The 18890-nt window shown below is 65.1% G+C and carries 24 protein-coding genes and 1 pseudogene; 11 read left to right on the plus strand and 14 right to left on the minus strand.

What is annotated here, in order from left to right; all coding sequences use genetic code 11:
• Nucleotides 1-225: 225 nt before the first annotated feature.
• Entirely contained in the window at nucleotides 226-591 is a 366-nt protein-coding gene (locus MFF58_RS29680) for a hypothetical protein (protein ID WP_238293631.1), read from the minus strand.
• 246 nt (nucleotides 592-837) lie between these two features.
• Nucleotides 838-1125: a hypothetical protein gene (locus tag MFF58_RS29685; RefSeq protein WP_238293634.1), complete on the minus strand. Its 288-nt coding sequence runs from the start codon at nucleotides 1123-1125 to the stop codon at nucleotides 838-840.
• Between the two features lie 543 nt (nucleotides 1126-1668).
• Between MFF58_RS29685 and MFF58_RS29690 the strand changes: the two genes are divergently transcribed.
• On the plus strand, nucleotides 1669-1848 hold the full coding sequence (locus MFF58_RS29690; RefSeq protein WP_238293636.1) for a hypothetical protein: 180 nt from the start codon (nucleotides 1669-1671) through the stop codon (nucleotides 1846-1848).
• A 774-nt stretch (nucleotides 1849-2622) separates the two neighbouring features.
• Here the strand turns inward: MFF58_RS29690 and MFF58_RS29695 are convergent.
• From MFF58_RS29695 to MFF58_RS29710, 4 genes are all read right to left on the minus strand, one after another.
• Nucleotides 2623-2847: a hypothetical protein gene (locus tag MFF58_RS29695; RefSeq protein WP_238293638.1), complete on the minus strand. Its 225-nt coding sequence runs from the start codon at nucleotides 2845-2847 to the stop codon at nucleotides 2623-2625.
• 162 nt (nucleotides 2848-3009) lie between these two features.
• A complete protein-coding gene (locus tag MFF58_RS29700) occupies nucleotides 3010-3192 on the minus strand; it encodes a hypothetical protein (protein ID WP_238293640.1) in 183 nt (60 codons plus the stop codon).
• An 82-nt stretch (nucleotides 3193-3274) separates the two neighbouring features.
• Nucleotides 3275-3748 carry a hypothetical protein gene (locus MFF58_RS29705; RefSeq protein ID WP_238293641.1) on the minus strand — a complete coding sequence of 158 codons (474 nt, stop codon included), beginning with the start codon at nucleotides 3746-3748 and terminating at the stop codon, nucleotides 3275-3277.
• A 108-nt stretch (nucleotides 3749-3856) separates the two neighbouring features.
• Nucleotides 3857-4375 (minus strand): Ros/MucR family transcriptional regulator, encoded by a 519-nt coding sequence (locus MFF58_RS29710; protein ID WP_238293642.1) that lies wholly within the window; start codon nucleotides 4373-4375, stop codon nucleotides 3857-3859.
• Nucleotides 4376-4554: 179 nt separating this feature from the next.
• Here MFF58_RS29710 and MFF58_RS29715 point away from each other — a divergent pair, with 179 nt between their 5' ends.
• Together MFF58_RS29715 and MFF58_RS32400 are read left to right on the plus strand one after the other, a co-directional pair.
• On the plus strand, nucleotides 4555-5220 hold the full coding sequence (locus tag MFF58_RS29715) for a hypothetical protein (protein WP_238293643.1): 666 nt from the start codon (nucleotides 4555-4557) through the stop codon (nucleotides 5218-5220).
• Between the two features lie 40 nt (nucleotides 5221-5260).
• Nucleotides 5261-5575 (plus strand): HGGxSTG domain-containing protein, encoded by a 315-nt coding sequence (locus tag MFF58_RS32400; RefSeq protein WP_283206484.1) that lies wholly within the window; start codon nucleotides 5261-5263, stop codon nucleotides 5573-5575.
• A 126-nt stretch (nucleotides 5576-5701) separates the two neighbouring features.
• On the opposite strand, the gene MFF58_RS29720 is transcribed toward MFF58_RS32400, so the two are convergent.
• The 3 genes from MFF58_RS29720 to MFF58_RS29730 all read right to left on the minus strand — a co-directional run bounded on the left by MFF58_RS29720 (nucleotide 5702) and on the right by MFF58_RS29730 (nucleotide 8502).
• Entirely contained in the window at nucleotides 5702-6097 is a 396-nt protein-coding gene (locus MFF58_RS29720) for a response regulator (protein WP_238293645.1), read from the minus strand.
• Nucleotides 6094-8049, minus strand: coding sequence for a GAF domain-containing protein (locus MFF58_RS29725; RefSeq protein ID WP_238293672.1), 1956 nt, complete (start codon nucleotides 8047-8049; stop codon nucleotides 6094-6096). The genes MFF58_RS29720 and MFF58_RS29725 overlap by 4 nt, the downstream gene beginning before the upstream one ends.
• A gap of 210 nt (nucleotides 8050-8259) precedes the next feature.
• Nucleotides 8260-8502, minus strand: a complete 243-nt coding sequence (locus tag MFF58_RS29730) for a hypothetical protein (protein WP_238293647.1) — start codon at nucleotides 8500-8502, stop codon at nucleotides 8260-8262.
• Between the two features lie 334 nt (nucleotides 8503-8836).
• On the opposite strand from MFF58_RS29730, the gene MFF58_RS29735 reads away from it, so the two are divergent.
• Complete coding sequence (locus tag MFF58_RS29735; protein ID WP_238293649.1) at nucleotides 8837-8974, plus strand: hypothetical protein; 138 nt, start codon at nucleotides 8837-8839, stop codon at nucleotides 8972-8974.
• Between the two features lie 73 nt (nucleotides 8975-9047).
• Nucleotides 9048-9257 carry a hypothetical protein gene (locus MFF58_RS29740; RefSeq protein ID WP_238293651.1) on the plus strand — a complete coding sequence of 70 codons (210 nt, stop codon included), beginning with the start codon at nucleotides 9048-9050 and terminating at the stop codon, nucleotides 9255-9257.
• 3 nt (nucleotides 9258-9260) lie between these two features.
• Here MFF58_RS29740 and MFF58_RS29745 read toward each other — a convergent pair whose 3' ends face one another.
• Nucleotides 9261-9425: a hypothetical protein gene (locus tag MFF58_RS29745; protein WP_238293653.1), complete on the minus strand. Its 165-nt coding sequence runs from the start codon at nucleotides 9423-9425 to the stop codon at nucleotides 9261-9263.
• Between the two features lie 406 nt (nucleotides 9426-9831).
• On the opposite strand from MFF58_RS29745, the gene MFF58_RS32405 reads away from it, so the two are divergent.
• Nucleotides 9832-9963, plus strand: coding sequence for a hypothetical protein (locus MFF58_RS32405; RefSeq protein WP_283206485.1), 132 nt, complete (start codon nucleotides 9832-9834; stop codon nucleotides 9961-9963).
• Nucleotides 9964-10153: 190 nt separating this feature from the next.
• On the opposite strand, the gene MFF58_RS29750 is transcribed toward MFF58_RS32405, so the two are convergent.
• Entirely contained in the window at nucleotides 10154-10429 is a 276-nt protein-coding gene (locus MFF58_RS29750; protein ID WP_238293655.1) for an HU family DNA-binding protein, read from the minus strand.
• A gap of 1164 nt (nucleotides 10430-11593) precedes the next feature.
• Here MFF58_RS29750 and MFF58_RS29755 point away from each other — a divergent pair.
• The gene (locus MFF58_RS29755; protein WP_238293657.1) at nucleotides 11594-11782 is read left to right on the plus strand and encodes a hypothetical protein; all 189 of its coding nucleotides are present in this window, start codon (nucleotides 11594-11596) and stop codon (nucleotides 11780-11782) included.
• A gap of 177 nt (nucleotides 11783-11959) precedes the next feature.
• Here MFF58_RS29755 and MFF58_RS29760 read toward each other — a convergent pair whose 3' ends face one another.
• Nucleotides 11960-12163: a hypothetical protein gene (locus tag MFF58_RS29760; protein ID WP_238293659.1), complete on the minus strand. Its 204-nt coding sequence runs from the start codon at nucleotides 12161-12163 to the stop codon at nucleotides 11960-11962.
• 811 nt (nucleotides 12164-12974) lie between these two features.
• On the minus strand, nucleotides 12975-13535 hold the full coding sequence (locus tag MFF58_RS29765) for an MFS transporter (RefSeq protein WP_238293662.1): 561 nt from the start codon (nucleotides 13533-13535) through the stop codon (nucleotides 12975-12977).
• A gap of 158 nt (nucleotides 13536-13693) precedes the next feature.
• Here MFF58_RS29765 and MFF58_RS29770 point away from each other — a divergent pair, with 158 nt between their 5' ends.
• Both MFF58_RS29770 and MFF58_RS29775 read left to right on the plus strand, forming a co-directional pair.
• Complete coding sequence (locus MFF58_RS29770; RefSeq protein WP_238293664.1) at nucleotides 13694-14845, plus strand: aldose epimerase family protein; 1152 nt, start codon at nucleotides 13694-13696, stop codon at nucleotides 14843-14845.
• A pseudogene (locus MFF58_RS29775) lies at nucleotides 14842-16651 on the plus strand (IlvD/Edd family dehydratase). The gene MFF58_RS29770 and the pseudogene MFF58_RS29775 overlap by 4 nt, the downstream one beginning before the upstream one ends.
• A 136-nt stretch (nucleotides 16652-16787) precedes the next feature.
• Here MFF58_RS29775 and MFF58_RS29780 read toward each other — a convergent pair.
• Nucleotides 16788-17528, minus strand: coding sequence for a FadR/GntR family transcriptional regulator (locus MFF58_RS29780; RefSeq protein WP_238293666.1), 741 nt, complete (start codon nucleotides 17526-17528; stop codon nucleotides 16788-16790).
• Between the two features lie 144 nt (nucleotides 17529-17672).
• On the opposite strand from MFF58_RS29780, the gene MFF58_RS29785 reads away from it, so the two are divergent.
• Together MFF58_RS29785 and MFF58_RS29790 are read left to right on the plus strand one after the other, a co-directional pair.
• Entirely contained in the window at nucleotides 17673-17903 is a 231-nt protein-coding gene (locus MFF58_RS29785) for a hypothetical protein (protein WP_238293668.1), read from the plus strand.
• 526 nt (nucleotides 17904-18429) lie between these two features.
• On the plus strand, nucleotides 18430-18684 hold the full coding sequence (locus tag MFF58_RS29790; protein WP_238293670.1) for a hypothetical protein: 255 nt from the start codon (nucleotides 18430-18432) through the stop codon (nucleotides 18682-18684).
• The last annotated feature ends 206 nt before the right edge of the window (nucleotides 18685-18890 follow it).

An 18890-nucleotide genomic window follows, 5' to 3' on the forward strand; every position in this document is an offset into this window, starting at 1 on the left:
AGGGCTCTGGGCCGCCATCGGCCGCTTGGTGGATGCCATCACCCCCGACGAGTGCGCCAACTTCTTCGCCGCCGCAGGATACGACCCCGATTAAACCGAAAACGCTCTAGTTCAAAATTTTACAGCTCTTGAATTTAGATATCGCGTGGCTCACAGGCCACAGCACCCGACCGGCGGACCTACGACCGTCTTGTCTTCAGCGCCTCTTCTACGGCGCGGAGATGGCTATCTAGACTTTCGCTTGGGCTTGCCTGATCGATAGCTGATAATGCGTGCAAATCGACCGTCATCATTCAACTCAATGGTGATTGCAAGCAAATCTTTGTCACTGTCTTCCAAAACGAGGCAGATGGTATGAGGGTCTTCCGTGGCGCTCACGATATTGAAGGGCGGAAAATCTCTCGGATAAATTTTAAGGCCGAGGGCAAATTTCTTTTTTCCCGTTAGCTGAAGCTTTTCGGCGAGCACCGGCATCTTAGGGAAGCGCGCTTCCAGTATGATATCATCGCTAAGCTGATCGATGATGTAAGTCGCGTCGGAGCGGTTCCACGCTTCGACGAGCTTCTCGCCGCGAACGGAACCAGCCTGCATTCGTGAATGTCTGCTCGACATGTGGCGAGGCTTCCGAACCTAAGCACGGGCAAGACGGCCCTCACATGCAAGTTCCAGTTGTCGAGCTAGTAGCGCCTGCGCCAGTTCCGCGCTCCTCATTTCAGGTAGCCCTTCGTCTTCAGTTGCTCGGTGAGGCGCATCAGTTCGCGTGCTCAGTCTCCCTCAGCTACATCCCCGGCCCCCCGCCGTTCTCCTCGATGAAGATGGCGGTGGCCAGCGTTCTAATTAGACTGCAGCGTCTTGCGCGAGCATCTCGGCTGCGTACTTAGCCCGCGCCGCGCCATCGCTCTGTCCACCGTTCCGTGCACACCATGCGGCGAAGGCGTTCGGCTCGATCGGCACACGCACGACTTCGACACCGCTGCGCTGCACCTCACGCTCCATCTGCTCGGTAGCAATCCGCCATGTGTCGTACAGGGGCGGCAGCTTCGCACCATCGTCGAGGCTTGTGCGCAACGCCGGATAGCTCTCCAGGGCGTACCAAGGCAGGCCAACGCGGCGGGGGCGGCTCATTATGGATCTCCGCGCGTATCAGCGCCGGCTGGGCGCGAGCCACGCCAACGGCTGAGGGCGAGTACGGGTTCAAAGGCCGGCATGACTGCCGGAGCGCATCGCCTTCAGCGCCTCTTCCACTGGGCGCCTTCCCCGCGCTACTCGGCTGCCAGACGGCCGCCGCGTCCCTGATCGGAGAGTTCCTGGGCGAGCTGTAGCAGTCGCTCCCGACCGCTGGCGTCAGTAATCCTCTGCCAGCACCTCATCAGTTCCACTGCGGCTGTCAGATCGGAGGCGCTCTCCGATGCGTCCAGGAACGACTCGACGGGGGCGTTCAAGGCCCGCGCGATTGCGCGGAGTTGATAGCTACGATCCGTTGCCACGCTGCACCTCATCCGCGGAAGCAGGGCCTTAGCGCACGTCACGGTTGTGGGCAATTAAATTGACTCCACTGTGAACTGCATAATGCATTCAGCGCCAACTACGTATGCAATTGTGGAGTGTGAGGCCACAACAGCCCATGGTAGGTACGAAATCGAACCAAGAGCGATGGACTAGAGGTCAGTGACCGAGGGGTTTGAGGAGATGGTGCGCGCGTGCATCGCGGCGCACGATGCCGTGATGGTGCATGGAACGAGCGAGATGCAGCTAGCTGCGCAGATCCTGCTGAAGATGATCGGTGATCAGCTTGCAAAGGAGACTCGGTATCCGGTCGGAGTGGGTGATAACGAGAACTACGGCTAAAGATGAAATTGCTTGTAGTATCCTTCCTCCCATCTTCCACAAGGCGAAGGACAAGATCAGGATCGGTACCGCCCTGTCTCAAGCCATCTCAAGGGCACACCGGTCCTGAACCGATCGTACTGGCGGCCGACGACATCAAGTGCAGGTCCAGTCGCCTTCTGCACAAAAGGACGAAGCTCCTCGCTGACGACGCGGAGCAGCCGTTCTCGAAAGATGGCATCGGGTTCCGGATCGCTCATGCGTCACCTTATAATCGTTTCGGCTTCAGGGCTTCCTCTACGAGGCGGCGGATGGCTACCGCCACTTGGCAACGACGACAGCGACAACGATACCCGCGAGGATAGCGGCCCCGAGGACGATGACCAGAGCGTTCGGGTAGCCGTTAGACTTGAGCCCTACCACTGATACGAATGCCACGACAAAACCGGCAAGCCCCATAGCAAGCCGGGCTCTGCTCATTCCAAATAGCCCTCGGTCTTGCCACCGGCTGAGACCAATTTAGCAGCTTCCATCCGATCCGCGAGCCTGCCCATGGCCTCTCGCACAACTGCTGGCCATGGCACGTTGTTGTCATGAAGGAACTGGGCAGAGCTTATCAGCACCCCGAGTCTCACGGGGGAGATCGAGCCCTCAGCGAATTGAGACCTCGTCAGCTGTTCTGCCAGCGCCGTCACGAGCCGGAGGGTTTCGTCTAAGTCCCCGGGATGAGCGTCGGTATCGCTCATTTCAGATAGCCCTTCGCTTTCAGGTGCTCGGTGAGGACAGTAGGCATGCTCAACCTCTGCTGCGATTGTTCATCTGAACAAGCCGGGTCAGCACCTCTTCAAAGCTCGGGTCTCTTTTCACGCCATCCACTACAGATGCTGTCGCGATCAAATCGCGCTGCATGTCGGGCTCCAATAAGGGCCACGCCAGGATCACGGCCGCTCCCAGTTGGGCCAAGGCGACGTTGTCCTGTTCGCCGTGCGTGTCGATAAGCGCACGATCTTGATCGGCCATGGAAGACTCCTCCTTGGCGTCAGGCATACGCCATTGGAGGGAACGCGCGACGACTAGGAAAGGCGCGCCGTCGAGGCCCGCATCGCGAGCGGCGCCATCCTCACTTCAGATAGCTCTTCGCCTTTATGTGCTCAGTAAATGCTTCGCTTATGGCGTTGAGCATCACGGCTTTTCTGCCCTGGCTTTAGCGGCATCCCGCTCAAGGCGCGCAGCTCTCAGGCGCGCGGTATTCTGATCCGCAGCGCTTACTGTCGGCTGGTCAGAGGCTTTTCCGCCGAACCGATCCTGCGTTTTTGCGAAAGCCTCCTCAGCCTGCATCCGCTCTTTGCTGTGGTTGTCAGCCATATGCCGCTCCTCAGTTCGCCCCTCGGGATCGTCGCGGTGCCGCACGTAGCCCTTGCCAGTCAGCCAGTCCGTGAGGGCTTGGCTAATCGAGAACATGGCGCGCCTGAGTGATGAAGGCTGCCGGCACGTACCGCCTAACGCAAGCCAGGGTGGCATCAACTCTCTTCCGGTCGATGAATGGTCCGAACACAACTGGTTCGTCACCGATGGGCGTGGCATCAAACTTATTAATCTGGTCGACCCCAGCCTTAAGGCCGCAAGCACGCCCTGCACGCTCCATTGCTTCGCCGTCGGGCGTGCGGCCTTCCGGTCCGATATAACGGGACAGCAGGGTACTGCGGACTGAGCCGGCATAGATCCACCGGCCAATCACGTTTTCCTCAACTGCACCGGCGGCATGGGGGAGGCAGGCCAGCGCTAGAGCGAGCGCCGCCTTCTTCATGTCAAATAAGACCAACATCGGACCGTTCTCATTGCTGCACTGGGTCAACGACGCTTGACGGCCATGTTCTTCCTGCGCGTTGGGCTGGAGATCAAGCGCGAAAAGGAAGGACACTGCATCCGGCGGCCTCGCGAGCGGAAGTGTGAGGGCACTCGACCGCCGCGATACAGGAGAAAGGCGCATCGGGGATCGGTTGCGGAGAGATCCGTAGCCTCCCTCTCACTACGCCTCTGCAGCGTCCTTCGCCTTCCGCGGCCGACCGGCGCGCTTCGGCTTCTCCGATACGATCTCATCGGGCTCTGCAGCCTTCGGGGCCGCCTTCCTGCGCAGTAGGCCGAGACCGAGGTTCTTGGCCAGCGTTGAGCGCTGCTCGGAGTAGCTAGCCGCGACGGACGGATAATCCCGTGGCAAGCCATAGCGCTGGCGGTACTCGTCGAAGGTCATGCCGTTACCGGTCAGGTGCCGCTTCAGCGTCTTGTACGGTTTGCCGTCGATGAAAGAGATCAGCGCGTCCGGCGTGATCGACTTGCGGATCTGAGCAGGCGTCAGCTTCTCGACCGCTGTCGCTCCGGCCGCGGCACCCTGCGCGAGCCCAGCGAGCGCGGCGTGCGTGCTGGCGATCAGCTCCGCCATGTCCGCAGGACGTACCGCGTTCTTCGACACATAAGCCGAGACGAGGTCCGCCGTCAGTTCGACGTAGTCGGTTTTAGCGCGCTCGATTGTTTCTACGGTTTCGTCCACGTTCCACTCTCCAGTGTGAGTTGATGTGTCCGTGCACCCATCATCGCGCCAGGGCAAGCTCTCTCGGGACCGATAGATATAAAAATTGCCCTCTGATTTGCCATTAGCGTGGGCTTCACCTTCGGAGCTGCTATATTTTGGCCAAGTTCCAGGATGCTTCTTCACACAGGTGTGGGATAATGCCGAGACAACGATCCGGCGATACCCTCCTCGGGGCATCCCGGGTGCGGGCAGAAGAGCGCGGCGGTCCCTCAGGCTTCGCGGACCGGCAGGAAGCGGCCGTTCGGGCCCGGATCGATGCCCCTTCGCGGGCTGTCGGGGGCGAGCTGGTCCCGGCCGAGGACTTCGCGACCAAGACCCTGCCGGCGATCCTCGACACGCTGGTGAACCCCGATGCCGTGGCGGCCGATGCCAGCCGGGACCGGCTCGACCTCGCCAAGAACGCGGGCTCCCTCGAACTGGCCCTGGATACCGCCGACACGATCCAGGCCGGCGATGCGCTGGAGCGGATGCTGGCCCATCAGATGGCCACCACCCACGTCCTAGCGATGAAGGCCGCGGCCGTCATGGGCCAGCAACTCGACATCGCGGACCGGACGATGGGCACGGCCAAGCAGGCGGCGTGCGTCGAGGCAGCTCGAATGGCCGGCGCCGTGGCTCGGCTGAACGGGTCGTTCCAGGCCGGGATGCAGACGCTCCAGCGGGTCCGCGCCGGCGGGCAGCAGACGGTGGTGGTGCAGCACAACTACGTCAGCGAGGGCGGTCAGGCCGTGATCGGTGGCCAGCAGCAGATGGGGGGAGGGGGTGCACCGCGTCGGAAGAGAGGGGGGCGGGGTGCCTCCTGATTTCGACAAAGCACCCCATGCACACGGTTGGCGGGATGCCATGGCGCGAGCCTGGGCCTCCGCGCGCTGCGGTGCCTGCACTCGTGACGGGGTGGCGTGCCGATCCCCGGCCATGGCGAACGGACGTTGCCGGATGCATGGTGGCGCCAGCACGGGCGCTCGGACGCCAGAAGGACGTGAGCGCGCCAGAAAGGCGCCTCTGACCCACGGCCGACGCTCTGCGGCCAGCATTGCAATGCACCGTCAGATCCGGGCGGCCTCCGTCCAGTTGCGCGACATGGTGAGGGCCACCAACGCCGAGTTGCGGGAGGCGGAGGCGTTGCACCGGGCGATGCTGCGACGACGCGGAAGGTAGGGTTCCAGAGCAGTAATACATACGCGAAGCTCGTATGGCCGGCCGATCTCAAAAGACCGACGACCAAAGTATTTGAAGGCAGTCGCGCTTGATCGTCCCCAGTAAGCTCAAACCTATCAGCAATCCTCAGCGAGTGGCCACTGCAGCAAGGCGTGCGTCGATCTCGGCACGCAGCACGCCGAAATCAATCGGTTTGGTCAGAAGCCCCGCGGCGCCGCCAGCCAAGACCCTTTCGCGCGTCTCGGCGTCGCCGTAGGCCGTGATCATGATCACCGGCACGTCAGGGCGGGCGGCGCGCACCAGCGGCAGGAGTTCCAGACCGGTCATGCCGGGCATGTTGATGTCTGAAAACACCAGGATCAGGCTCGCCCCGTCTGCAGCCGCGACGTGCTCCAGAGCCTCGACGGCAGAGTGTGCAAACACCATGGCGAAGCGGCCGGCTCGCAACTCGCGTCTGAACTGCTGCCGGAACAGGTCGGTGACGTCGGGTTCATCGTCCACGACGAGGATGAGGACGTTCATGGGGCGCTCCCCGGTTGGACCGCCTCGGCACCGCCGCGAGGCAGTACGATTGTGAATTCGGTGAACTGACCAGCCTCAGAGACAACATCGATTGTGCCGCCATGCTGCTTCACGACGATGTCGTGGCTCAGTGACAAGCCGAGGCCCGTCCCCTCGCCGGCCGGCTTCGTGGTGTAGAAGGGATCGAACATCTTGGCCCGGACGCTCTCCGGAACGCCGATGCCGTTGTCTCGGACCCGGATCTCCACGCGCCTGCCGAGGTCACGCGTCGTGACAGTGAGCGTCGGCTGATATCCTGCTCCCGCACCGTCGGCTCTCTTGGCGACGGCGTAGAACCCGTTCGTGACCAAGTTCAGGAGCACGCGGGTTACCTCCTGCGGATAGAGATCAGCGGCGCCTGCCGCGGGATCGAAGTTGCGGGACAACGTGACGTTGAAGCTCGGCTCCTGCGCACGGGCACCGTGATAGGCGAGGTTCAGGCTCTCCTCGACGAGGTTGTTGACATCGACGGGCCGACGCTCACCCGAGCCAGTGCGTGAGTGCAAGAGCATGTTCTTGACGATGGAGTCGGCCCGCTCGCCGTGCTGGACCACCTTGGCGAGATTGCCCTTCAGCAGGTCGGCGAGTTCATCGATCTCGGCCCGGATCCGGCCGTCGAGCGACGCGGTCTGAAGCGCCTCCTGCAGTTCGTCGACGAGTTCGCTCGACAGCGCGGCGAAGTTGTTCACGAAATTGAGCGGGTTCTTGATCTCATGGGCGATGCCAGCCGTGAGTTGGCCAAGCGAGGCGAGCTTCTCGGTGTGGATCAGGCGGTCCTGAGCGGAGCGCAGTTCATGCAGAGAGTGAGCAAGTTCGCGGGTTCGAGCTTGAAGCTGCTCGAAGAGGCGTACGTTTTCTATCGCGATAACAGCTTGATCGGAAAAACCCCGGACAAGATCTATCTGCCGCTCGTTGAAGGGCTCCACTCTCGTGCGGCCCAAGGTGAACACGCCGATGGGTGCGCCCTCGCGCAGGAGCGGGACACCCAGCATCGTTCGGTACTGCCCCAAACGTTGATGCTCGGTGGCGGCGTACTCTGAGTCGGCGAGCACGTCAGGGATGTGGACGACCTCCCCGCTGCGAGCGACCCGCGACGTTGCACTGTGGACGCCAGGAGCAAAAGGATGCGCTTTGGCGTAGGTAACGACCTCATCGGAGAAGCCGAACCCGGACAGCCATCGGTAGACCTCGCCGTCGCGTTCGAAGACGCAACTCTGGTCCGCACCACATAGCCGGGCGGCCGACTGGACCAACGTGTCGAGGACAGCCTGAAGGTCAAACGCGGAACGGCTGATCACTCTTAGGACTTCGGAGGTAGCGGTCTGCAGCGCTAGCGCCTCGGTCAGTTCGCGCGTACGCGCCTCGATTTCGTTGAAAAGTCGAGCGTTCTCAATGGCGATTACCGCCTGATCAGCAAACGTCTGTACAAGCTCGATCTGCCTCTCGGTGAAGGCACGCACCGTGAAGCGCCCCAGCAACAGCACACCGACTGGCTCGCCGTTCCTGAGCAAAGGCACGCCGAACAACGTGCGATATCCGCCCAAGCGCTGGTATTCACTTGCCGCGTAGTTTGGTATAGTCAGTACGTCAAGCACTTGTACTGGGCGCCGCTCGAATGCCACACGTCCCGCAGTGCTATTCCCGCCCGCTCGCAATGGATGTGTATCCGCAAGCGCAATGTATTCCTCGGAAAAACCGTAGCTTGATACTAGACGATATATATCCCCTTGTCGCTGAAATATGTTCGAGCAATCTGAATCGCAAAGTTTGACAGCGGATGTGATCAAAGTGTCAAGTACGACTTGTAAATCAAAAACTGAACCGCTTATGACTTTTAACACACCAGCAGTTGCAATTTGCTGACGCCTTGCTTCATCGAGATCGCGTTGCAGAGTCTCTATTGTATCCTGCATTGCTTCGCGGGTTTGCCGCATCTTAAGCTCACAGCAATGATTTCGGTGCGACCATACACGCCGCGACCGATCACGTCTTCAAGGGAGCGGGAAAACAGCAGGACGTTCCGTCGCTGACGTCATCTCGGATCCTCAGCATCACCGCGGTGGTCAACGCCATCTGGCAAACGGCCACGATGCCCGCGTCGTAGGCGGCGCGCTCGCAGGGCGTCATCGTCCGCGCTCCGTGATGCCGGACCACGCGGCGGCCAGGATGGTCGTCCGAGCCACGGCACGACGTGGGTCGGCAGTTACGATCTCGCGCTGTATGGCGTCGAGGGTTGCGGACCCGCCAGCCAAGTGCGCCTCTCGCCCCTTGCGAGTGAGGGCGGTGCGGAAGGCGATGGCAGCTGGTGCATCGGACCCGTGACGCTCGATGCTCTCCACGAGGGCGAGAATACTGGCTGCAGTCATGCGTGGGGCTCCAGCGGGCATGCCTCGAACGGTACCCGAAGCAGCGCGGCCAACTTACGGGCGTCTTCCTAGCCCACTCGCGTCGGCGGGTTGCAATCGGTTAACGAATGGTTAAGCTTCTGCTTAAGTACTAACGAGGGAGCGGCCATGAAACCAATCCATCAGCAGCGCGAGGGCCACGCGTCGGCTCATCACTCTCCTACGATGCCAGCCCGTCCTCCGCACGAGGATGAGGTCCTTCAAGAGCAGATGCGCCGTCTGCACAACGCTCGCGCGAGCCAGCGCGCTGCCCGGCATCATCGCGCCGGCCCGTTCTCGATCTGACCGCGGCGCTATGAGCGATTACGCGTTTCTGACCTGCGCCATCATCGCCATCGTCGGAACGGTGGCCCGGCTTGGTATTGCCATGTCTGCGCTGCCGCCTCGCCCTCCTCGCATTGAGTGGGACGATCCTGCTGAAGCAGAGGCGTGAGGCGGATCGGCTCCGCGGTCTCGGACCTGCGGTCGCTGCCGACGGGTTGCTCTCAGGCATGGAGAGCCGCCCGATGCCGGACAAACCGCTGACCGCGAACACGCAGGATCTCGCCGAAATCGCGCACGATGCGGAGCGCTGGGCTCGTGTGGGTATCGAGCAACGATCCATTCCTCCGGTCAGCCCCAAAGCACCGTCGGACCCGGTCAGGGGTACGGACGGCGGCTTGGCGCAGAAGGGCACCGATGAGGATGCAATCGTAAAGCGCGAAACTGAGGTGTGAGCGTCAGGAAGCCATCTTCGCGACAACGAAGCAGGTCGCACCTGCAGCGGCCATGCGCAGAGCGCTCCTGGTGTAAGGCTCGGCGTGATCAGGGTCGTCGAACTGCTGCAAATATGCAGTCTGCGCCCGGACAGCTGCGACAGCCATGAAGATGACGGCAGCGATCATGATTACCACTCCCGCATACGGGACCAAGCCTCGTGGATGATAGCGCAGCGTAGCTCCGAGCAATCAGGATCAAGCTGGCTGCTTGGTGCAACACCGTCCCCAAGGCTCCAGGTCCGTCGGGGCTGCGGCCGCATACAGGCGCGGTGGCCGCGATGCAGATCCACTAATCCGGGCCCAGGCGGTTTCCAGCGCCATCGCGCGCCAGTCGGCGTGCGTCGGGTCCATCTCGGCAGTCTCAACGAAGAGGTCGGCAACGTCCGCGTCGAGGTTGGCGGCGTGCAGGCGGGGATCAACTAATCGAGTCCAGCCTCGCGCAACAATCGAAGAAATATTGGCGCAACCCAGCTTAACCATACGGTCGCCCCAGGACAGCCGATACACGGCTGCGCAGACAAGGGGACGAGCGATGGGCACTAAGATGATGACCAAGGGCATGACCGTGACCGACCACATCGTGGCGTGGTCGATGATCTCGGGCTTGGCCCTCGCTCTCCTCCAGGTCGCGCAGACGGCGGCGCTGCCGACACACTTCGTGTGAGCAGCCGGAAGCAGCAGGGAAGGGGCCCGAGATGGAGATGGGACAGCCCTACAAACCGCACCCGATCAGCCTGAATCATGCCTGCTCGATGTTTGACCCAAGCCAACTCTACGGCGCCCTGCAGCAGCACGGCATCACCGCCGCTGGGGCTCCTAGGCGTTCTGGATCCCGCGCCGGATAGCCGCTCGTCCTACAGAACGATGACCCGCTCCTTCGGGTCGTCCCAGTCCGCCCGCCCGGCGCTTTCCTCCGGCCCGCTCAGCACGTCGAAGGCGGCATCGAACTCGGTTCGGGCGTCACGATCTCGGATCGAGAAGGTGCCGAAGTCGCGCAGCTCGATGCGGTCGCCAACCGCGAGAGCCTCTGCGATGCCTTCGAGGATGGTGTCCGGCACCGCCTCGGCCTCCTTCGTGAGGAGGTGAGGGTTCTGCGCAGCGAGGCGGGTGACGAGTTCAGACTGGATCATAGCCGGAGCAGATGCCAGGATAGTACCTGTCAGCAACCCGCTCGCTTGGAGGCTCCACGGACTGATGCTCGCGTTCGCCATAGTTGGTCCGGCCGCATGATGAGAGCCACCTGCGCAAACTCTCTGCAATTGCGCGCCAGCTTCTCCTGCGGATCGTAGGTCTGGCCGTGCTGCGGGGGCCTAGGCTCGAGATGGCGAGCGGCGGGACAGGTTTCGAGGCCCCGCGGTTGCCACGCGCAGCCCGTGACACCACCTGCCGTCCCTGGGAGGTCGTCCATGTCCGCGTCAACGAGGTTCCTGTCCGCCGTCGCCGTCGCCTTCGTAGCCGGGGTGGCAAGCACGAGCGCGTACATGTCCCGCAGCGACGCTCACAGGGACGTTTCGGCAGCACCTCACAGTGCCTCACCCTCCATCGCAGAGCGCCTGCGGGCTGAAGCTCATGGACAGTCGCTGCCCTGGTCGGAACCGGTCAAAGCCAAGCCGGAGCCGTCCAAGCTGACATTTACCCCCGGGCCTGCGGACGCACCCGCCAAGGAGAGCGGGGCCGTCGCAGATGAAGGCCGGGCTCCCGGCCCGCAGGCCACCCCGGTTCCCGTGCCCGTCCGGCCGCCGGACGACGGGGGGCGATCCCGCGTCCGGCTCGCACAATCTGACAGGCAGACACCTTCCCCGGAGGAGGATCAGGCTGATCCGGCGCCGGCCATCAAGCGCGCCGGTCCATCCGAGGAGGGTGTCGCCGTGGCGCCACAGCGTGCTCGTGCCTCAGACGCGGGTGACAGGCGTCCCCTTGCCAGGATTGCTGAGGGGACAAGGCAGAGCCGGCCGCCCAAGCAGGGGGACGAGCGCCCGCGCGTCACTGCCGCGGACGTACTTAGGCGCATCCGGCCCTCGGAAGAGAGCGACCGCCCTCGCACCAGGATGGCGGATGCGCCCCCGCGCGTTCGCTGGCCGGACGAGGAGCGCCCTCGCCTGAGGGTCGCGGAAGCCCCGCGGCACCTCCGGGCACCCGACCCGGAGGATGACGGGTATCACCGCGTCCGGGCCGCCGATGTGCAACGCCCCGCCCACCGGTCGCGGCCGGAGCCGTCGCGGAACCTGCCGTCCCTGGCCGCTGCCGATGACATCCGGGCAGCGGTCAGGCGGGCGGAGGCGCGCCGCGAGCGCGTGACCGTCCCGCCCCCGTACCGGACGGCCGGCCTTGAGGACCGCAACTATGTCCCCCGTGCCCGCGATGTCTACGTTGCCCGACGCGACGAGGAGCCCGACGACGAGCCGCGCGAGAGGGTCCGCCGGAGCGTCGCCGCCTCGGACGGCTTAATGCACTGGCTCTCCGGGCCGGACGGTCAGTTCTGAGCCCTCCCCGCACCCGACCGAAGACCCGTGCATGCCGGGGTCGCCTCTGCCGCTGCTGTGCGCTGGCCTCGTTCTGTGCTCGTTCCCGGCCATGGTGCAATCGAGGGTGGCGGCAAGAGAGGGGGATAGGGCGCGGAAGGGACCGTGAGGTCTCGAGCGGCCGTCGCTTACCGCAGACTAGGGCCCCTCGGCCGCCAGCGCGCGCACTTTGAGGTCATCCAAGTCGATGTCGGCGCCGTCCGATGAGGTGACGCGGACCGTGTAGCCGTCCTTCTGAAGCTCTACGACCTTCTCCCATGCTTCCAAGGCGGTATCGATTTGGTTGCTAGTGTTGGGCTTTTCTTTATTCGCGGGGTTCGTCCGCGAAATGATGTAGCCCATAGCTTCCTCCTCCTTGGCACCAAGCATACGGCAGTTCCGATCCTGCGGCTCAGAGGTCTGGGCGTGCTGCCTGGGCCTGCGCTCAAAGTGGCGAGGGCTTATGCGGCTGTCGAGACGTCAGGCCCCCTTCTTGCAGACCACCGGTCGTGCCTTCAGGCGCAAGCCTGCACGAGATGTTTTTGCGATGGTGGCCTCAGCCCGCATGCGGACGGTGAGCGACTGGACCGATGATGGGTATCGCGGCCTGCGCATCCCGAAATGTACGTCATGCCGAGCTATGACGTGGCGAACCTGGGATCAGCTTCAGGCCCAGGGAGCGGAAGAGGTTCTGCTCGTCGCCCGGCGCTTTCACTGCGGGAAGTGCGACCAGATCCCGGCGGGGCTCCCGGTCGTGGTCGGCACCGGTCGGTAGCGCTCAGCCTCCCGGTGCCACGCATCGCGCTCGACCTGCACCGCCTCAATGCGGGCGTGCAGTTAGAGGTCTTGTGACCGATACGCAAACGTGCGCGAGACCAGATCAGAGGCAGCTCCAGCAGCTCGCTCGCTACTGGGGAGGCACTCAGCCGGCTGGCTCGACATGTTCGAGGATGTCACCTTCCTCATAGATCAGCACCTGCACCGGCACGTTCACGAACTGACCCCGGCAGCCGCTTTGCCGGATCATATCCGCCCCTCACGAACGCCGCTCGTGCATCCGGTGCGGGCGGATCAATCCCGAACCGTCTCCGGCGGTACGTGGAAAGCCTATGATTTGGCATGGGGCAGAACGTGGGTAGACGGCGCGCCTTACAATCTAAGTCTATGTATTATACTAATATTTATCTTCTTTGGCGAGGATCAGGTAGCCGCCGAACAGGGGCGCCAGGGTGGTGCCCAGCGAGTTGAACGCCTGCACGAGGTTGAGCCGCGCCGGGGCGCTCTCGGTCGGGCCGACGACAGCCACGTAGGGGTTGGCGGCGACCTGCAGCAGGGTGACGCCGCTGGCGATCACGAACAGCGCGGTGAGCGTGATCCCGTACGAGACCGCATGCGACGCCCAGACCATGCCGAGGGTGCCGGCCGCCATGATGGCGAGGCCGCTCACCAGGGCGCGCTGGTAGCCGATGCGGGCGATCAGCGCCGCCGCCGGGATCGAGGCCACGAAGTAGGCGATGAACCAGACGGATTCGATCAGCGTGGTCTGCGTGTAGTTGAGGTCGAACACGCTGCGCAGGTGCGGCAGCAGCGTGTTGTTGATGACCGTGATGAAGCCCCACATGAAGAACAGGCTGGCCAGCAGCGACAGGGCCCGGCGGGCGCTGCCCCGGGTGCCCGCGGCGGCCTCGCCCGCCAGGGCCGCGGCTGTCCCGGCGTCCGCGATCGGTCCTGCCATCGAGCGCGTCCTCTCCCTTGCCGGGCCGTCTTGACGGGACACCGCATCGTCCGCATCATTTGTCTGAGTATATATCGGATTCGCGGACGTCAACCGCATCCCCGTCGCGCGCCGGCGCAGAATCGGCACGGCGGAGGGGTCCGACAGGGGAGGATGCGATGCGGGGAATGGGACTCGTGGCACTGTGCGCCGGCGTGGCGATTCCGGCCCTGGTCCAGGCGGCCGAGCCGGTCAGGACCGTGTTCGGCACCCTCCCGGACGGCCGTACGGTCGAGGAGGTGACGCTGACCAACGGCAAGGGCGTCACGGCCCGGATCCTCTCGTGGGGCGCGCTGCTGCGGACCCTCGACGTGCCGGATCGCGCCGGCACGCCGGCGGACGTCGTGCTCGGCTACAACGACCTCGCCGGCTACCTCGCCAAGCCCAACTATTTCGGCGCGAGCGTGGGGCGCTACGCCAACCGCGTCCGCGCCGGCCGCTTCACCCTCGACGGGCAAACCTACGCGCTGGCCACCAACGACGGCCCCAACGCCCTGCACGGCGGCGCCGCCGGCTTCGACAAGCGGCTCTGGACGATCACCGCCGTGACGGGCGGCACGGCCCCTTCGGTCACCCTGCGCTACGTCAACCCGGACGGCGAGGAGGGCTATCCCGGCACGCTGTCGGCGACCGCCACCTACAGGCTGGACGAGGCGAACACGCTCACCGTCACCTACGAGGCCACCACCGACAGGCCGACCATCGTCAACCTGACCAACCACAGCTTCTTCAACCTCGCGGGCGAAGGCTCGGGCCGCTCGATCCTCGACCACGTCCTGACCATCCCGGCGGAGCGTTACACGCCGGTCGACGCCACCTTGATCCCCACCGGGGCGCACCTCCCGGTGGCGGGCACGCCCTTCGATTTCCGCAAGCCCACGGTGATCGGCGCCCACATCCGCGCGGGTCGCGACGTCCTGATCGTGCGCGGGCGCGGCTACGACCACAACTGGATGGTGACGGACGCGCCCACCGCCGACCCCCATCCCGTGGCCCGCGTGGAGGATCCGCATTCGGGGCGGATCCTGGAGATCGGCAGCAACCAGCCGGGCGTGCAGTTCTACGCGGGCAACTTCCTCGACGCGACCGCCGTGGGCAAGTCCGGACTCGCCTACCGGCAGTCGGACGCCCTGGCGCTGGAGCCGGAACTCGTCCCCGACACGCCGAACCAGCCGGCCTTCGGCTCGGCCCGGCTCGACCCCGGCCAGACCTACCGGAACACGATCACCTATCGGTTCTCGACCAGCCCCGCCCACCGGACCCACCGATGACCGACGCCCCGACCGCCCGGCCCCTGCGATCGCGCGCGTGGTTCGACAACGCCGACAACATCGACATGACCGCGCTCTACCTGGAGCGCTACCTGAATTTCGGCCTCAGCCTGGAGGAGCTGCGCGCGGGCAAGCCGATCATCGGCATCGCCCAAACGGGCTCGGACCTCTCGCCGTGCAACCGCCATCACCTCGTCCTGGCGGAGCGGATCCGCGAGGGCATCCGCGAGGCGGGCGGGATCGTGCTGGAATTCCCGGTCCACCCGATCCAGGAGACCGGCAAGCGGCCGACCGCGGGCCTCGACCGCAACCTCGCCTATCTCGGCCTCGTGGAGCTGCTCTACGGCTACCCGCTGGACGGGGTGGTGCTGACCACGGGCTGCGACAAGACCACCCCGGCCTGCCTGATGGCGGCCGCCACGGTGAACATCCCGGCCATCGCCCTGTCGGTCGGCCCGATGCTCAACGGCTGGTTCAAGGGCCAGCGCACGGGCTCCGGCACGATCGTCTGGAAGGCCCGCGAGATGCTGGCGGCGGGCGAGATCGACCACGACGGCTTCATCAAGCTCGTGACCTCGTCGGCGCCCTCGACCGGTTTCTGCAACACGATGGGCACGGCCACGACCATGAACACGCTCGCTGAGGCCCTGGGCATGATGCTGCCGGGCTCGGCGGCGATCCCGGCGCCCTACCGCGACCGGCAGGAGGCCGCCTACCGGACCGGCAAGCGCATCGTCGCGATGGTGGCGGAGGACCTGAAGCCCTCCGAGATCCTGACCCGCGACGCCTTCCTGAACGCCATCGTGGTCAACTCGGCGATCGGCGGCTCCACCAACGCGCCGATCCACCTCGCGGCCATCGCCCGGCACATGGGGGTCGCCCTCGACGTCACCGACTGGCAGACCTACGGGCTCGAGGTGCCGCTGCTGGTGAACCTGCAGCCGGTCGGCGCCTATCTCGGCGAGGATTACTACCGCGCCGGCAGCCTGCCCGCCGTGATGGCGCAGCTCATGCGCCGCGGCCTGATCCGCGAGGGCGCGCACGGTCAACGGGCGCACCATCGGCGAGAATTGTCGCGGCGCGGTGATCGAGGACGAGGACGTGATCCGGCCGATCGAACGGCCCCTGAAGGAGGCCGCCGGGTTCCTGGTGCTGCGCGGCAACCTGTTCGAGGCGGCGGTGATGAAGACCAGCGTGATCGGCGCGGAATTCCCCGACCGCTACCTCTCGAACCCGGAGGATCCGGACGCCTTCGAGGGTCCGGTCGTGGTCTTCGACGGACCCGAGGATTACCACCACCGGATCGACGATCCGAGCCTCGGCATCACCGCGGAGACCCTGCTGGTGCTGCGGGGCGCCGGGCCGGTGGGCTATCCCGGGGCCGCCGAGGTGGTGAACATGCGCCCGCCCGCGCGGCTGATCCGGGTTGGCGTGCACGCCCTCCCGTGCCTCGGCGACGGTCGCCAGTCCGGCACCTCGGCCTCGCCGTCGATCCTCAACGCCTCGCCGGAGGCGGCGGCGGGGGGCGGCCTCGCGCTCCTGCGCACCGGCGACCGGGTGCGGGTCGACCTGCGCCGCGGCACCGCCGACATGCTGGTCGACGCGGAGGAGATCGCCCGGCGGCGCGCGGCCCTGGAAGCCGCAGGCGGCTACGCCTATCCGGCCTCGCAGACGCCCTGGCAGGCGCCCTGGCAGGCGATGCAGCGCGCCGCCGTGGAGCAGATGCACACGGGTGCCATCCTCGAAGGCGCCGAGCGCTTCCCGCGGATCGCGCAGACCAGCGGGCTGCCGCGCGACAACCACTGAAGGATGAGGGTGCCGGATCCGACAGGTCCGGGACCCGCTGCGGGTGCAGGGCGCCTCGCCGCCGGACGGAACCCGAGGCTGTCCGGGCTGCGCCCCGACACCCGCCGGAGGGCTCGCCCACCGGAAACCGGTACGCTCAGGGTCGCAGGGCCATCTCGGTATCGGCGAGGGCGAGCCGGACCAGTGCGGTCATCGCCGCGCGGGCGACCTCCGGGTCGCCCGCCACGATGGCATCGTATAGGGCGCGGTGGTCGGGCATCGGATCCCGCGGCTTGTCCTGCTGCCGGTACTTGAAGATGGTGGTCCAGGTGACCGCGGCCGCGATGGAGCTCGACAGGGCCATCAGCGGCCCGTTGCGCGCCGCCTCCAGAATCGTGTTGTGGAAGGCCTGGTCGGCGGCCCGGCCCGCCTCGGTGGCGAGGCCGTGGCGGCCCATCTCCTCCAGGGCGTGGCCCATCCGGGCGATGTCGAGGCCCGAGCGCCGCTCCGCCGCCAGGGCGGCGGCGGCCGGCTCGACGATCATGCGCAGCTCGAACAGGTCGCGGATGAACGCCTCGCTCGGCTCCGCCTCGAACGCCCAGGCCAGGATGTCGGGATCGAGCAGGTTCCAGCGGCTGCGCTGGCTCACGCGCGTCCCAGTGCGCGGGCGACTCTCCACGAGGCCCTTGGCGCTCAGGATGCGAATCCCCTCGCGATAGGCGGTGCGGGACACCTTGAGCTGCTCCGAGAATTCGATCTCCCCGGGCAGAACATCCCCCGGCGCGTGGCGGCCGGACAGAATCGCGACGCCGAGATCGCGCGCCACGGAGCCGTGGATGCGACGCCAGCTTGAGGCAAGCGGAAGCCGGATATCTTCGTGCCCGCGGTCCTGCCTCACCCGTCACCTCCGGTCCACGCCACCGGGACGGGGCAGGATCGCCGCGAATGTATCCTGAAGTTGTAGGAGCGCAAGCGTCGGCAGCCGTAGGCAGGAGACGCCTGAAGGCTTGCGACCGCGGGGGAACCGGACTAGCTTATTTGTATGAGTAATTTCTCCGCCTCGCCCGGGGGCATCCGGGGCACCGCCCTGGTCGGCACCGCGGACGCGGCGTCGCCCGAGACGTTTCGCGCCGTCGATCCCGCGACCGGAGCCCCGCTGGATCCGCCCCTCTCGGCCATCGCCGCCGCGGAGGTCGCGGCCGCCTGCGGGCTGGCGGAGGCGGCGTTCCCGGGCTTCTCACAGACCGATCCCCAGACACGCCGCGGGGGCTGATCAGGAGATCACCACAGAACACATTATTGTGCCGGTCATGTTGCCGGGGCGTGTTATGTTGCAGCCATGTCGAAGCGCGTCTCACACCCGTTTTTGATCACCATCGGGACACGTCCCTGGATGCGGGGGCACTTTCACTGGATCATTCGACGAAGCGGGGATGTCGTCCGGGAAGGCTCAGTGACATACCCTAGCTTTGAGGAAGCCCGTCTTGAGGGGAAGAACGCGCTTGACGGGTTGATTGAGGGATGGGCGCGTCGAGTGGCATAGACGCGGCACATTCCAAGAGCATGACGAGATGCATGTCATCCGCCTGGATAATATCCAGGACGAAGGTCTGATCGCCACCCTCAGCAGGTCGCAGCATTACGTCCGCTCCAGCAGGTCGACGAGCAACGTACCCGCCGCCGCAATGACGTTGCCGCGGCCGCGCCATGGCAGGATGTCCGCTATCAGCAGCGGCTCGGCCAACACCTCGGCCGCCTAGCGATCTGGAACTGCCGAGCTTACCAGCGTATCAGCCCGCATGGCCAAGCGCGCGAAGCAACTGCCTCAGGACCGAGGCTTCATCCTGTTCGATGTCGTCTTCGAGTACGGCAGCCGCGCCTCGAACCGGCGCGTGCCTATGGATATCCTGGGCGGCTTGGACGGCGATCAGCCGGCTCGCGAACTCATCGAACAGCAGGAGGCCGAGATTGCTCAGAAGTCTGGCCGGCCGCCGCGGGCGATCCAGAGCCTGACGCGAGCTGCCAAGCCCGAGCCGAAGCTTGCTCGGGAGTAGCGCGGCGCACTCGATCGTCGAGCACTGAACCGTCAGGCCGAGGAGGGAACTGTCGACGGCCGCCGCTTGTCTGTACCTACGTACTTGGTTGGACAGGTAGGATCAGCTCATTTGCTCCGCTTTTTCTCGATCGTATCGGCAGCAGGAGCAGTCGCGCTGATGCTCGGCGAGCCCGCTTCCGCGGGGTCTACCATCGCGGTTGCAAC

Origin of the sequence: Methylobacterium longum (assembly GCF_022179385.1) — a bacterium.
Lineage (GTDB): Bacteria > Pseudomonadota > Alphaproteobacteria > Rhizobiales > Beijerinckiaceae > Methylobacterium > Methylobacterium longum.